Origin of the sequence: Aeromonas sp. LsrichE-8G (genome assembly GCF_022869435.1) — a bacterium.
GTDB classification, from domain to species: Bacteria; Pseudomonadota; Gammaproteobacteria; order Enterobacterales; family Aeromonadaceae; genus Aeromonas; species Aeromonas caviae.
On record NZ_JALIHH010000194.1, the window covers coordinates 21607 to 35404 of the forward strand.

Here is a 13798-nt window from a genome sequence, read left to right on the forward strand (position 1 = left end):
GGATTATAGCGCCTAACCATGAAATGGAGAGACATGAATGCTTGTTTTCAAAGGAAAATTGAAAGAACACCCCAGATGGGAGGTCGAAAACGAGCTCTACCGATTTCGCAACCGCGTCTTCTACGATCGACTCGGTTGGGACGTGGAATCCCGCCGTGGCCTGGAGCGGGACAACTTCGACAAGCCCGACACCCACTGGGTGCTGATTGAAGACAAGCAGGGGCTGTGCGGCTGCATCCGCCTGCTCAGCTGCGCCCAGGATTACATGCTGCCCAGCATCTTCCCCACCGCCCTCGCTGGCGAAGCCCCGCCGCGCGGCAACGACGTGTGGGAGCTGACCCGCCTCGCCATCGACGCCGACCGGGCCCCTCGCCTGGAGAACGGCATCAGCGAACTCACCTGCGTCATCTTCCGCGAGGTGCTGGCCTTCGCCAGGGAGCAGGGGATCCGCGAGCTGGTGGCCGTGGTCAGCCTGCCGGTGGAGCGCATCTTCCGCCGCCTCGGCCTGCCCATCGAGCGCCTCGGCCATCGCCAGGCGGTGGATCTGGGGGCCGTGCGCGGGGTCGGTATCCGCTTCCACCTGGACGAGCGTTTCGACCGCGCCGTCCATCGCCCCCTGCAGGGCCATTACCGGCCGGCGGGGGATGCTCTGCTCGCCGTCATCTGAGCAAAAAAAGTCCCGGGACCGGCCCGGGATTCAAGACGCTCGCTATGGTCCGTTTCCACCCCATGCAAAAACGGACCGGGTGAGTATCTTATGAATCTCATGTCAGGACTACTGTCACATCTCACAGGGGCAGCCCCGGGCACGGGCCCCCTCCATGGGGGCGGTCAGGTTGTCCTCTGACGCTCCCTTGAGTAGCATTCTTGCTGAACTCCCTTTTTTCATAAGGAATGCTGATGAAGACGCTGGACTACAAGCTGCTGCTGGCCCTGGACGCGGTGATCCGGGAGCAAAACTTCGAGCGTGCCGCCCAGCGCCTGCACATTACCCAGTCCGCCATCTCCCAGCGCATCAAGCAGCTGGAGCAGCAGTTTGCGGAGCCGCTCATCATCCGCAGCCAGCCGCTGCAGGCCACGGGGCTCGGCCAGAAGCTGCTGGCCCACTATCGCCAGGTGCGCCAGCTGGAGCTGGAGCTGGCCGGCGAGCTCTCCCCCGACGAGCCCAGGGCCCCCATCCGGGTCAGCATCGCCGTCAATGCCGACAGCCTGGCCACCTGGTTCCTGCCCGCCCTGGCACCACTGCTGGAGCAATACCCCATCGAGCTGAACCTGCTGGTGGATGACGAGAGCCGCACCCTGGACCGGGTGCGCGAGGGGCAGGCGTTCGGCGCCGTCAGCCTGCAACCCCAGCCGCTGGCGGGCTGCTGCGTCGACGAACTCGGCGAGATGCGCTATCTGCTCACCGCCAGCCCCGCCTTCGTCGCCCGCCACTTCCCGAACGGCCTCACGGCGGCGGCCCTGGCCAAGGCGCCGGCGGTGGCCTTCGATCAGCGCGACGACATGCACATCAGCTACATGGCCCGTCATTTCGCCCTTCCCCCCGGTGGCTACCCCTGCCACACGGTGCGATCCTCCGAGGCCTTCGTCGCCATGGCGGAGCAGGGGCTGGCCTGCTGCCTCATCCCGGAATTGCAGATCCGCCAGCAACTGGAAGAGGGGCGCCTGCTCGATCTCAACCCGGATCACCACCTGGTCGAGCAGCTCTACTGGCACCGCTGGGTGCTGGAGCGGGGGCTGCACAAGCAGATATCCCAGCGCCTGATCCAGCAGGGGCGACGGGCACTGCAACCCCGTTGAGGGGGCCATTCACCTTGGCTTTGGGGGGGTAAAAACGTATAGTGCTGGGCGATTAACCATCAGGTCTCCACTCAGGTTCCCCATTTATGTTCCAAGACAATCCGCTGCTGGCCCAGCTCAAGCAACAAATCCGCGAAAACATCCCCAAGAAAGAGGGTGTGATCCGCGCCTCCGATCGGGGCTTCGGCTTCCTGGAGGTCGATGAGAAGACCAGCTATTTCGTGCCGCCTCCCTACATGAAGAAGGTGATGCACGGTGACCGGGTGAGCGCCCTGATCCGCACTGAAAAAGAGAAAGAGGTGGCCGAGCCGGATGCCCTGCTGGAGCAGGCCGTCACCCGCTTCGTCGGCCGCGTCAAGATGTTCCGCGACCGCCTCAACGTGGTGCCCGACCACCCCCTCATCAAGGACGCCATCAAGGCCCGCGCCAAGAAGGGTCTGGACGAGAAATCCTTCAAGGAAGGGGACTGGGTGGTCGCCACCCTCAAGCGCCATGCCCTGGTGGACGGCAACTTCTCCGCCGAGATCACCCAGCTCATCGCCACCCAGGAAGATCACAACGTGCCCTGGTGGGTGGTGCTGGCGCGCCACAACCTGGCCCAGATTGAACCGGCGGACCTGCCGGAGTGGAAGGTGATCGAAGAGGAAGAGCTGCCCCGCCGGGATCTGACCCAGGTTCCCTTCTTCACCATCGACGGTGCCAAGACCAAGGACATGGACGATGCCCTGGCCATCACCAAGCTGGAGAACGGCTGGGAGCTGCTGGTGGCCATCGCCGACCCGACCGCCTATGTGGCCGAGGGGAGCGAGCTGGACAAGGAGGCCGCCCAGCGCGCCTTCACCGTCTACATGCCGGGACGCAACGTACCCATGATCCCGCGCACCCTCTCCGACGAGCTCTGCTCCCTGAAAGAGGGCGAGGAGCGCAACACCCTGTGCGCCCGTCTGCTCATCGCCGAGGATGGCCTGCTGCTGGAGGAGACCGAGTTCTTCGCCGCCCGCATCAATTCCCATGCCCGTCTCAGCTATGACGACGTCTCCGACTGGGCCGAGCACGGCAAAGCGCTGGATATCGACGCCGGCGTCCTGGCCCAGCTGCCCCTGATGAAGGCGATGACGGAGGCCCGCATCAAGTGGCGTACCGAGCACGCCCTGGTGTTCCCGGACAGACCCGACTACGACTTCGAGCTGGGTGAAGACGGCGAAGTGCTGGCCATCCACGTGGAGCCGCGCCGCATCGCCAACCGCATGGTGGAAGAGTCGATGATCGCCGCCAACATCTGCGCCGGCCGCGTGCTGGGCAAAGAGGTCGGCTACGGCATCTTCAACGTCCACACCGGCTTTGACGAGGAGTCCCTGGACGGCGCCATCGAGCTGCTCAAGACCGCCGAGGCCCCGTTCGAGAAGGAAGAGATCGCCAGCCTCTCCGGCTTCTGCGCCCTGCGACGCTGGATAGACAACCTGGACACCCGCTGGCTGGACGGCAAGATCCGCCGCTTCCAGAGCTATGCCCTGATGTCCGCCGAACCGGGTGCCCACTACGGCCTGGGTCTGGATGCCTACGCCACCTGGACCTCCCCCATCCGCAAATACGGCGACATGGTCAACCATCGCCTGCTCAAGGCGGTCATCGCCGGCAAGACCCCGGGTGAGCGCCCCAGCCTGGAGCTGACCGAGCACCTGACCGCCTGCCGCCGCCTGCACCGCATGGTGGAGCGCGACATCGGCGACTGGCTCTATGTGCGCTACCTCAAGGCCGATGCGGGCACCGACAAGGTGTTCAACGCCGAGATCATCGACGTGATGCGCGCCGGCCTCAAGCTGCGCCTGCAGGAGAACGGCGCCGTGGTCTTCATGCCCGCCCGCCATATCCTGGACAACAAGGATCGGCTGGAGTGCAACTGGGACAACGGCCGCGTCTATCTGGACAAGACCGAGGTGGTCTACGAGCTCGGCCAGATCATCGAGGTGAAGCTGACCGAGGCGGTGGAAGAGACCCGCTCCCTCATCGCCAAGCCGGCGGTGGATCTGGTGCCGGGTCCGGCGCCGGTCGCTCCTGCCAGCGAGGCCGATGCAGCGCCTGCCGACGAGGCCCCCAAGGCGCAGTGATCCCCCTGCTTGTCTGCTCTGCAAAAGCCCGCATCCTGCGGGCTTTTTTTATGGCTGCGCTCCGCGGGCAGACGGAATGGGAGACCCGCTCGCAGGCCCCAGCCTGCGTCGCTACCGGCAGGGAGGATCGAGACGGGAGCGGATCAGGATCCGCCACCCGGGCGTCACAAGAGGCCTTGTCGGAACCGAACCTCTCGGGGGAAAAACTGAAAGTGGGTTACAAAATAAATGATTCATTGGTGATTAACGATGAACTGCGGCATATCCATCGTCATTACTTGCGAATACGAGGCGACAAAATATGACTCATTTGAGTGCAAAGTTTGGTTTTGTGACAACAGTCACGTTGACACCGTGTTTGCGCAAACCGCAAAACGAGACATCAATCACAAAAAATTGACACCCAGAGGCGAGAAGATCGAAATGTAGCCGAAATACAGCGACTGACTGTGATCGTCATCACTATGTCGGGAGGGGGGAGGTCGGGGTATTTGAGATCCAGGTCACAAGACACCCCGTTTTCAGCCTAATTTGATCACAAGCTGGTAGATTGAAGTTGCTTAGACGACTGGGATGGGAGTTCGGCAAAACTCGTCATCCCGACTACCACTTTTAATCACACAGGCTTAAAACGGGGTCCCGACATGTTATCACCGGATACCAAAGTCAAGATACAGAATTTTGGACGCTTCCTGTCCAATATGGTCATGCCCAACATAGGCGCCTTCATCGCCTGGGGCTTCATCACCGCCCTCTTCATCCCCACTGGCTGGCTGCCCAATGAAACCTTGGCCAAGCTGGTCGGTCCCATGATCACCTACCTGCTGCCGCTGCTGATTGGCTATACCGGCGGCAAGCTGATCGGGGGGGACCGGGGTGCCGTGGTCGGTGCCATCACCACCATGGGCGTCATCGTGGGGACCGACATCCCCATGTTCATGGGCGCCATGATGGTCGGCCCGCTGGGTGGCTGGGCCATCAAGCGCTTCGACAAGGCGATGGAAGGTCGCGTCAAGAGCGGCTTCGAGATGCTGGTGAACAACTTCTCCGCCGGCATCATCGGCATGTTGCTCGCCATTCTCGCCTTCTTCGTCATCGGTCCCTTCGTCAAGGTGCTCTCCGGCGTGCTGGCGAGCGGTGTCGGCTTCCTGGTCGCCCACAGCCTGCTGCCGCTGACCTCCATCTTCGTCGAGCCGGCCAAGATCCTGTTCCTGAACAACGCCATCAACCACGGCATCTTCTCGCCGCTCGGGATCCAGCAAGCCACCGAACAGGGCCGCTCCATCTTCTTCCTGATCGAAGCGAACCCGGGTCCGGGCATGGGCGTGCTGCTGGCCTACATGGTGTTCGGCCGTGGCGCCGCCAAGCAGTCCGCTGCCGGTGCGTCCATCATCCACTTCTTCGGCGGCATCCACGAAATCTACTTCCCGTACGTGCTGATGAACCCGCGCCTCATCCTGGCGGTGATCGCAGGCGGCATGACCGGGGTCTTCACCCTGACCCTGTTCAACGCCGGTCTGGTCTCCCCCGCCTCCCCGGGCTCCATCTTCGCCGTGCTGCTGATGACGCCGAAAGCCTCCCTCATCGGGGTGCTGCTCTCCATCGTCGCCTCCGCCACCGTCTCCTTCCTGGTCGCCGCCGTGTTCGTCCGTGCCCAGCAGCCGGAAGCCGACGAGGCCGATGCCCTGGGTGAAGCCACCCGCAAGATGAAGGCCATGAAGGGTGCCAAGCCCGAGACCACCGCCGCCAAGAAGCCGGAAACCGAGCTGACCGCAGTGCGCAACATCGTCGTCGCCTGCGATGCGGGCATGGGCTCCAGTGCCATGGGCGCCGGCATGCTGCGCAAGCGGGTGCAGGCCGCCGGTCTCGACATCAGCGTGACCAACCGTGCCATCAACAACCTGGACGATCAGGTGGATCTGGTCATCACCCACAAGGATCTCACCGACCGTGCCCGTCGCCATGCGCCGCATGCACAGCACATTTCGCTGACCAACTTCCTCGACAACGCCCTCTATCAGGAGCTGGTGCAGAACCTCAGCCTGGCCAACGCGGCCAACGATGACGTCGCCAACCCGCAACTGCTGGTGGCGGCCAACGACGACAGCTACGAGCCGCAGGAGCCGGAAGTCTTCACCCTGAGCCTGCAGGACGTGCACCTGGGCCTCAAGGCCGAGAGCAAGGAAGCGGCCATCGTGACCGCCGGCAAGCTGCTGGCCGAGCGAGGCTATGTGGCACCGGACTACGTCGACGCCATGCTGGAGCGCGAACAGCTGGTCTCCACCTACCTCGGCGAATCCATCGCCGTGCCCCACGGCACCATCGCCGCCAAGGAGCACGTGAAGCGTACCGGCATCGTCATCTGCCAGTACCCGGCCGGAGTCGCCTTCGGCGAGGGCGCCGATGAAGTGGCGCGCCTGGTCATCGGCATTGCCGCCCGCAACGATGAACACATACAGGTCATAACCCGCCTGACCAATGCACTGGATGAGCCCGGTCTCGTCGACCGTCTGGCCAGCACCCAGGATCCCCAGGAGTTCCTGGATCTGCTGGGGGCCGAGCAGGCCGCGTAATCATCCGTCATCGTCTTTGGTTGTAGAGGTTAATATCATGAAAACATTGCATTTTGGTGCCGGCAACATCGGTCGGGGCTTCATCGGCAAACTGCTGGCTGACGCCAGCCATCAGGTCACCTTCGCCGATGTCAACGAGACCCTGATCGACCAGCTCAACCACCGCCAGGAGTACAAGGTGCACGTGGTGGGCACGGATCAGAAGCTGGACGTGGTGCGCAACGTTGCCGCCGTCAGCTCGGCCGGACACGAGGTGATCGCCCGTATCATCACCGCCGATCTGGTCACCACGGCGGTCGGCCCCAACATCCTGGACAAGATTGCCAGCACCCTGGCCAAGGGGCTGCAGGCCCGCTTCGATGCCGGCAACCTGACTCCCCTCAACGTCATCGCCTGCGAGAACATGGTGCGCGGCACCAGCCACCTCAAGGAGGAGGTACTCAAGTACCTGCCGGTCGCGTATCATGCCACCCTCGAGCAGTGCGTCGGCTTCGTCGACTCGGCGGTGGATCGCATCGTTCCGCCCGCCGCGGCGAACGACGATCCCCTGGAGGTGACGGTGGAGAGCTTCAGCGAGTGGATCGTCGATCGGACCCAGTTCAAGGGGGAGTTGCCCCAGGTGGCAGGCATGGAGCCCACCGACAACCTGATGGCCTTCGTCGAGCGCAAGCTGTTCACCCTCAACACCGGCCACATCGTCACCGCCTACCTCGGCAAGCTCAGGGGCTATCACACCGTGCGCGAGGCGATCGAGGATCCGCTGATCCGCAGCAAGGTGCGCCGCGCCATGGAGGAGAGCGGGGCCGTGCTGGTGAAACGCTACGGCTTCGACCCGCGCCTGCACGCCGCCTACATCGAGAAGATCCTCTCCCGCTTCGCCAACCCCTATCTGGTGGACGAGATTGACAGGGTCGGTCGCCAGCCGCTGCGCAAGCTGGCGGCGGGGGACAGACTGGTGAAGCCGCTGCTCGGCACCCTGGAATACGGCCTGCCGAGCGATCACCTGCAGGAGGGCATCGCCGCCGCACTGCATTACCGCAATGAGGACGATCCCCAGGCGGTGGAGCTGCAGGCCATGCTGGCGGAACTTGGTCCGGCACGGACCCTGGCCCGCGTCACCGGCCTGGATGAGCACAGCGATGTGGTACGCACCATCGTCGCCCGTTACAACAACTTGAAGTGACCTGATGGGGTGGCGTCACACCGCCCGTGACGGACCCCATACGATACAAACCGGGGGAGGCCTGCTCTCCCCCTGTCAGCCGGACCCGAAGCACTTATGACCACACACCAGGAAGATGAAGTACTGGAGCGACTGAACGAGCAGGATGGCCCCCGCGGCTTCTTTCTCGAGGTCGTGACCATCCTGGAAGAGGCGGTCGACTCCCTGATGCGGCGAGCCTTTCGTCAGGAGGAGTATGCCGTCAAATACGCCATCGAACCCCTGCTCAACCAGAGCGGCCCCCTCGGCCAGCTGGAGGTGCGCCTCAAGCTCATCTTCGCCCTCGGCCTCATCTCCCTCGAGCGCTATCAGGATCTCGAGGCGTACCTGAAGATCCGCGACTTTCTGGTACGCGACCCCAAGGATTACCGCTTCAGCGACAAGCCGGTCCGCGATCTGCTCGAGCGCCTGAATGCCATCCAGCAGGGCAGCATGATGCCGCAGGATCCCCCGGCCAACGAGGAGGACTGGCCCCTCTACCAGATGCAGCTCAACCGGCTCGATCAGATGGTGCGCTCCGCCCTGGTGCTGGCGGTGACCGATTGCGTCACCGAACTCCACAAAGAGAGCCCCATCTGATCTGAGCGGCTCTCTCCTGCACGCCTGGCGGGTGTCATCTTGCCCCCCTTCCCCGCTACACTAGGTCCAACCCCATCACCTGTACGAGGTTGGCATGATTGCTCTCTCCCTCGCCGGAATAGCCCTCATCTCCCTGCTCGCCCAATGGCTTGCCTGGTCCGTGCGCGTTCCCGCCATTTTGTTCCTGCTGCTGAGCGGCCTATTGCTCGGCCCGGTGACCGGTCTGCTCGATCCCGATCAGTTGCTGGGGGATCTGCTGTTTCCCCTGGTTTCCCTCTCGGTCGCCATCATCCTGTTTGAAGGGGCGCTGACCCTGCACCTGACCGAACTCAAGGGGATCGGCAAGGTGGTACGCAACCTCTGCTCCACCGGCATGGTGACCAGCTTTGCCGTCATCGGCGCCGCCAGCTACTTCCTGCTTGGGCTGGACTGGCGGGTCGCCATGGTGCTCGGCGCCGTGCTGGTAGTGACCGGCCCCACGGTGATCGCCCCCATGCTCAACGTGATCCGCCCGGTCCGGGAGGTGGACAAGATCCTTCGCTGGGAGGGGATCGTCATCGACCCCATCGGCGCCCTGTTCGCGGTACTGGTGTTCGAGGCGGTGCGCCTCGGCAGCCAGGGGGATCTGGTCGGTCATACCCTGCTGGCCCTGGCCAAGACGGTGGGAGTGGGGTCGCTCATCGGGGTCGGTGCCGGCTGGCTCACCACCCTGCTCATCCGCAAGGACTGGCTGCCGGTCAGCCTGCACAAGTTCGGGGTACTGGCGCTGGTGCTGGTGACCTTCACCCTGTCTGACTGGCTCAGTCACGAATCCGGCCTGCTGGCGGTGACCGTGTTCGGCATCTGGCTCGCCAACCAGGAGGGGCTGGATCTGGAGGAGGTGCTGGCCTTCAAGGAGGATCTCGCCGTCATTCTCATCTCCTCCCTCTTCATCCTGCTGGCGGCCCGCCTCGATCTGGCCCAGCTCTGGCAGCTCGGCCCCATGGTGCTGGCCCTGCTGTGCGTGGTGCAGTTCGTGGCCCGCCCGCTCTGCATCCTGGTCTCGACCCGGGGGTCGGACCTGCCCTGGCGCGCCCGCGCCCTGCTCGCCTGGATAGCCCCCCGGGGCATAGTGGCGGCGGCGGTCAGCGCCTCCTTCGCCATCAGCATGCACGAGGCCGGCATCAAGGATGCCGACAAGCTGGTGCCCCTGGTGTTTGCGGTCATCATCTTCACCGTGGTGCTGCAGAGCCTGACGGCCACGCCATTGGCCAGATTGCTCGACATGCGCCAGAGCGCCCCCAATGTCTGGCTGCTCATCGGCGCCAACTCGGTGGCCCGGGCCATCGGCAAGGCGCTGGCGGATCAGGGGATCCCGGTGCAGCTCTCCGATCCTGCCTGGGAGCACTGCAAGCTGGCCCGCATGAGCGGCCTGCCCTGCTACTTCGGCAACCCCCAGTCGGAGCACGCCGAGCGGCACCTGCCCCTCACCAGCATCAGCACCGTGCTGGCGCTCTCTCCCAGCCGCCACAACAACGCCCTCGGGGTGCTGCACTTCGCCCACCTCTACGGGGAGGAGAAGGTCCACTCCCTGCGTTCCAGCGAACAGCACGGCAAGGCCAACCGGGAGAGCGCCACCTTCCGTGCCCGCCAGAACCTGTTCGGCGCCGACATCAACTTCGCCAGGCTGAGCGGCCTGCTGAGCCGGGGCGGGCAGATCAAGGCGACCCGCCTGAGCGACACCTTCGACTGGGACCAGTATCAGGATGCCAATCCCGGCGCCATTCCTCTGTTCGTGCTGGATGCCAAGGCCAGACCCAGGGTGGTCACCGGCCCTGTCACGCCGCTGCCCGGAGAGCTGCTGATCGCCCTGCAACCACCCCGGGAGGGGGTGACGGCGCCCTGATCCGATGACGGCGCCACCGGGAAGGAGAACTAGACTTGAGGGTGGCGCCATGAGTCATAGGAGGATGTCATGACAGTCAGTGAATTGCGCGCGCTTCACCAGCAGCACAGATTCAAGGAGGCGGAGATCATGCACGACATCGTCTCCCCCGGCTGGATCGTGGAGTTCAGGGGGCAGGACGGCCACCTCTACGTGATGACGGACACCCTGGGGTGCCCCATGAGCTTCTCGTCCACCGAGGAGGCACGGGACCACATCCACCTGGTGGCCGACTGCCCCGTCCAGGTCGAGCACCTCTACCGCTTCTTCGAACGCTGAACAGCCATCGAAAAAGGCTCCCGAGGGAGCCTTTTCTCATTCCGGCTGCGTGGACTCAGCCTCCTTTCCCTCCAGCCGCCTCACCGGCTTTTGCAGAATAAGGTTCGCCGGATAGGTGACCAGATCGCCGTTGTCATCCCGCACCCGCACGTAGAAGAGGCCGATCTCGGTGATGATGCCGGTGACAGAGTCATCCTTGTCGAGGATGCGGATGCGATCGCCAATCTTGTAGGGGAAGGCGAAGAAGATGGTGATGCTGGCGGTGATGTTGGAGAGGATCGACCACTGGGCCACCATGGCGACCCCCAGTACCGCGAAGAAGGAGGAGGCGAGCACCACCAGCCGGGAGAAGTCGAGCCCCCAGACCCCGGCCAGGATCAGCAGGGTGGCGCAGCCCAGCAGGAAGTGGAATACGTGCTCCACGTAGATCACCCGGTTCTCGCTCACCTGCCGGCTCTGGCCAAGGGCCATCAGGCTCTTGTGAATGAGGCCGCGCACCAGGGTGTGCCCCAGCAACAGCAGCAGGGTCACGCCAAAAGATTCCCATGTCGTCATGTTCACCCCTTACCACCAGCGCCTGTGCTTGAGCCAGACCGCCAGTCCGGTCGCCAGCACCAGCAGGAAGCCACAGAACACCCAGAAGGCGGTCGGACTCTCGGCCCCGGGGATCCCCCCCAGGTTGATGCCGAACAGGCCGGTCAGGAAGCTGGCGGGCAGGAACAGCAGCGCCATCACCGACATCTGGTATGCACGGCGGTTGGTCGCCTCCGCCATCAGGTTGTTGATCTCGTCCGCCAGCACGGCGGTGCGCGCCACCCCGGCATCCAGATCGTCGAGCCAGCGCCGCAAGCGGTCGGCGATGTCGAGCAGGCGTCGCCTGTCATCTTCGTCCAGCCAGCTGATCTTCTCGTTGGCCAGGCGCGCCACCAGATCCCGCTGGGGGGAGAGGTAGCGACGGATCATGATGAGCTGCTTGCGGATGCGCGCAAGCCGACCGTTGGCGGGCAGGTCGCGCATCAGCACCATCTCTTCCAGATCCAGGATCTGGTCGTGCAGCTCCTCGACGAACTCCCCGGCCCGGTCGGTCAGGGCGTCGCATATCTCCACCAGCCAGTCGGCGGGAGTGTCGGCACCGCCCCCCAGCGACAGCTGCTCGAACACATCTTTCTCGGAGAGCAGCGGACGACGTCGGCTGCTGATGATGAGATCCGGCGTGATGAAGATCCGCAGGGCCACCATCTCTTCAGGCCTGTGATCCTTGTTGTGGTTGATGCCGCGCAGGATCAGCAGCACCGTCTCCCCCATCCGCACCAGCTTGGGACGATTGCTCTGGCCGAGCAGGGCCTCCCGGGCCGCCTCCCCCAGCAGCGGCGTCTGCAGCAGCCAGCGCGCCGACTCCGGGTTGCCGTAGTCCAGATGCAGCCAGCCGGGCTGGGCACCGGGGATCTCGCTACCTTCGGCCAGCGGGGTCATGCCCCCCTTGCCGTCCAGGGTCAGGCCATAAATCACGTCACCGGGCACCCGATCCATCTCGTCTCCTTCTCGTTTCATGTGCAGGCCCCAGCTTACACCAAAGGCGGGGACGACTCAGCCCCGGGGCAGCCGCCCCGCACCAGCCATGCTAAGATGCGCCACCCGTTCCAGACACAGGAAGCCATGCCATGCCCATCTGGGTTGATGCCGATGCCTGCCCCATCCCGGTCAAGGAGATCCTCTACCGCGCCGCCCACCGCGCCCAGGTGGTGACCACGCTAGTGGCCAACCAGGGACTCAGAGTCCCCCCCTCCCCCTTCATCAAGACCCAGCAGGTGGAGAAGGGCTTCGATGTGGCAGATCATGTCATCGCCCAGCAGGTCAAGCCAGGCGACCTGGTGATCACCGGCGACATTCCCCTCGCCTCCTGGGTCATCGACGCCGGGGGCGAGGCGCTCAATCCCCGGGGCGAGATCTACACCCGGGAGACCATCCAGGCACGGCTCGGGATGCGCAACTTCATGGAGGAGCTGCGCTCTGCCGGCGTCCAGACCGGTGGCCCTGCGCCCTTCAACGCCGCCGACAAGCAGCGCTTCGCCAATGCGCTGGACAAGTGGCTGGTCAGGGGCAAGCTGAGCTGATCACCCTCTCCCCGGCCCACCGCCGGGGAGAGCCATTCATTTCCCTTTTCCCTTAATTCTTCCTTAATGCTCCTTGATTAGCCTTGCGACTGTTGACCCAACCACCCGCAAGGAGCAAGCAATGAAACTAACCCCCCTGTTGTTACTGATCCCCCTGTTGAGCGGCGCAGCCCTGGCCGACCCCCAATGCACCCAGGCCGACAAGAGCAAGTGGATGAGCGAAGCCGACGCCCAGCAGCAGATCAAGGCGATGGGCTACGACATCAAGAAGTTCAAGGCCACCAAGACCGGCTGCTACGAGATCTACGGCTGGGACAAGGAGAAGCGCAAGGTCGAGATCTACTTCGACCCGACCGACCTGAAAAAGGTGAAAGAAGAGATCGACGAGTAACGCCGCCCCGGCCGGTCTTCCCCCGGCCCCCACCATGGAGCCTTGCCATGACACCTGCCTCTGAAGTGAAAGTCTGGGATCCCCTCATCCGGGTGTTTCACTGGGCGACCGTCACCCTCTGCCTGCTCAACTTCTTCGTGCTGGAAGAGGGCAGCAAACCCCACAGATATGCTGGCTACGCGGTGGGCATCCTGCTCATCATCCGCCTGCTGTGGGGGCTGATCGGCCCCTATTACGCCCGCTTCGGCCAGTGGTGGCCAACCCCTGCCCGGGTCCGCTACTACCTGCGCCAGCTCGCCCAGGGGCGCCACCCCTACTACCTCGGCCACAATCCGGTCGGCTCCCTGATGATCTGGCTGCTGCTGCTGTCCCTGGTCGGGACCGTCGTCACCGGCTGGCTCACCACCTGGGATGCCTTCTGGGGCGAGGAGTGGCTGGAGGAGCTGCACGGCATCATCGCCAACACCCTGATGGCCGCCGTTGGCGTCCATGCGGCAGTGGTACTCCTGACCGATCGCCTCACCCGCAGCGATTTGGTCCGCGCCATGGTGCTGGGCAAAAAGCGGGTCCCCGCCAACATCAAGGTGGAAGACCCCCGCGCTTGATGGCCGGGCTGCCGACCAGTCCCCTCCTCTGTTCACCCGCTCATCTGCCCAAAAAAAGGGTTCATCGCGGCTTTCCGGGGAAGGCCGCCTTGATTTTCAGAAAAAAGTATTCTGAGTCCCTAAATCCATATGCCATACGCTTTATCACTTTGATCTTGTTGTTCACCCCTTCCAGCACACTCGTGTGCATCGGGTAGTTTGCA

Annotated in this window: 14 protein-coding genes; 11 read left to right on the forward strand and 3 right to left on the reverse strand. The window is 63.9% G+C overall.

Annotated elements, in window-relative coordinates:
• The first annotated feature begins 37 nt into the window (after positions 1-37).
• The 8 genes from MUW49_RS18545 to MUW49_RS18580 all read left to right on the forward strand — a co-directional run bounded on the left by MUW49_RS18545 (position 38) and on the right by MUW49_RS18580 (position 10485).
• Positions 38-667, forward strand: a complete 630-nt coding sequence (locus tag MUW49_RS18545; protein WP_244813068.1) for an acyl-homoserine-lactone synthase — start codon at positions 38-40, stop codon at positions 665-667.
• Positions 668-900: 233 nt separating this feature from the next.
• A complete protein-coding gene (locus MUW49_RS18550; protein WP_010672764.1) occupies positions 901-1800 on the forward strand; it encodes a LysR family transcriptional regulator ArgP in 900 nt (299 codons plus the stop codon).
• 86 nt (positions 1801-1886) lie between these two features.
• Positions 1887-3908 (forward strand): exoribonuclease II, encoded by a 2022-nt coding sequence (locus MUW49_RS18555; RefSeq protein ID WP_010672763.1) that lies wholly within the window; start codon positions 1887-1889, stop codon positions 3906-3908.
• Between the two features lie 644 nt (positions 3909-4552).
• Positions 4553-6481 (forward strand): PTS mannitol transporter subunit IICBA, encoded by a 1929-nt coding sequence (locus tag MUW49_RS18560; RefSeq protein WP_201872702.1) that lies wholly within the window; start codon positions 4553-4555, stop codon positions 6479-6481.
• Between the two features lie 37 nt (positions 6482-6518).
• A complete protein-coding gene (locus tag MUW49_RS18565) occupies positions 6519-7664 on the forward strand; it encodes a mannitol-1-phosphate 5-dehydrogenase (RefSeq protein ID WP_042015428.1) in 1146 nt (381 codons plus the stop codon).
• 96 nt (positions 7665-7760) lie between these two features.
• The gene (locus MUW49_RS18570; protein ID WP_010672759.1) at positions 7761-8282 is read left to right on the forward strand and encodes an MltR family transcriptional regulator; all 522 of its coding nucleotides are present in this window, start codon (positions 7761-7763) and stop codon (positions 8280-8282) included.
• A gap of 94 nt (positions 8283-8376) precedes the next feature.
• Positions 8377-10167 carry a sodium:proton antiporter gene (locus MUW49_RS18575; protein ID WP_103243800.1) on the forward strand — a complete coding sequence of 597 codons (1791 nt, stop codon included), beginning with the start codon at positions 8377-8379 and terminating at the stop codon, positions 10165-10167.
• A 69-nt stretch (positions 10168-10236) separates the two neighbouring features.
• Entirely contained in the window at positions 10237-10485 is a 249-nt protein-coding gene (locus MUW49_RS18580; RefSeq protein ID WP_010672757.1) for a hypothetical protein, read from the forward strand.
• A gap of 36 nt (positions 10486-10521) precedes the next feature.
• Here MUW49_RS18580 and MUW49_RS18585 read toward each other — a convergent pair whose 3' ends face one another.
• Entirely contained in the window at positions 10522-11040 is a 519-nt protein-coding gene (locus tag MUW49_RS18585) for a mechanosensitive ion channel domain-containing protein (RefSeq protein WP_010672756.1), read from the reverse strand.
• Between the two features lie 9 nt (positions 11041-11049).
• Entirely contained in the window at positions 11050-12015 is a 966-nt protein-coding gene (gene zntB, locus MUW49_RS18590) for a zinc transporter ZntB (RefSeq protein WP_171865294.1), read from the reverse strand.
• A 131-nt stretch (positions 12016-12146) separates the two neighbouring features.
• On the opposite strand from zntB, the gene MUW49_RS18595 reads away from it, so the two are divergent.
• From MUW49_RS18595 to MUW49_RS18605, 3 genes are all read left to right on the forward strand, one after another.
• On the forward strand, positions 12147-12599 hold the full coding sequence (locus MUW49_RS18595; RefSeq protein ID WP_039039769.1) for a YaiI/YqxD family protein: 453 nt from the start codon (positions 12147-12149) through the stop codon (positions 12597-12599).
• Positions 12600-12720: 121 nt separating this feature from the next.
• Positions 12721-12990 carry a PepSY domain-containing protein gene (locus MUW49_RS18600; protein WP_010672753.1) on the forward strand — a complete coding sequence of 90 codons (270 nt, stop codon included), beginning with the start codon at positions 12721-12723 and terminating at the stop codon, positions 12988-12990.
• A gap of 47 nt (positions 12991-13037) precedes the next feature.
• Entirely contained in the window at positions 13038-13595 is a 558-nt protein-coding gene (locus MUW49_RS18605) for a cytochrome b/b6 domain-containing protein (RefSeq protein ID WP_103259422.1), read from the forward strand.
• A gap of 61 nt (positions 13596-13656) precedes the next feature.
• Here MUW49_RS18605 and MUW49_RS18610 read toward each other — a convergent pair.
• On the reverse strand, positions 13657-13798 hold a 142-nt coding region (locus MUW49_RS18610; protein WP_210537842.1), incomplete at its 5' end, for a transposase.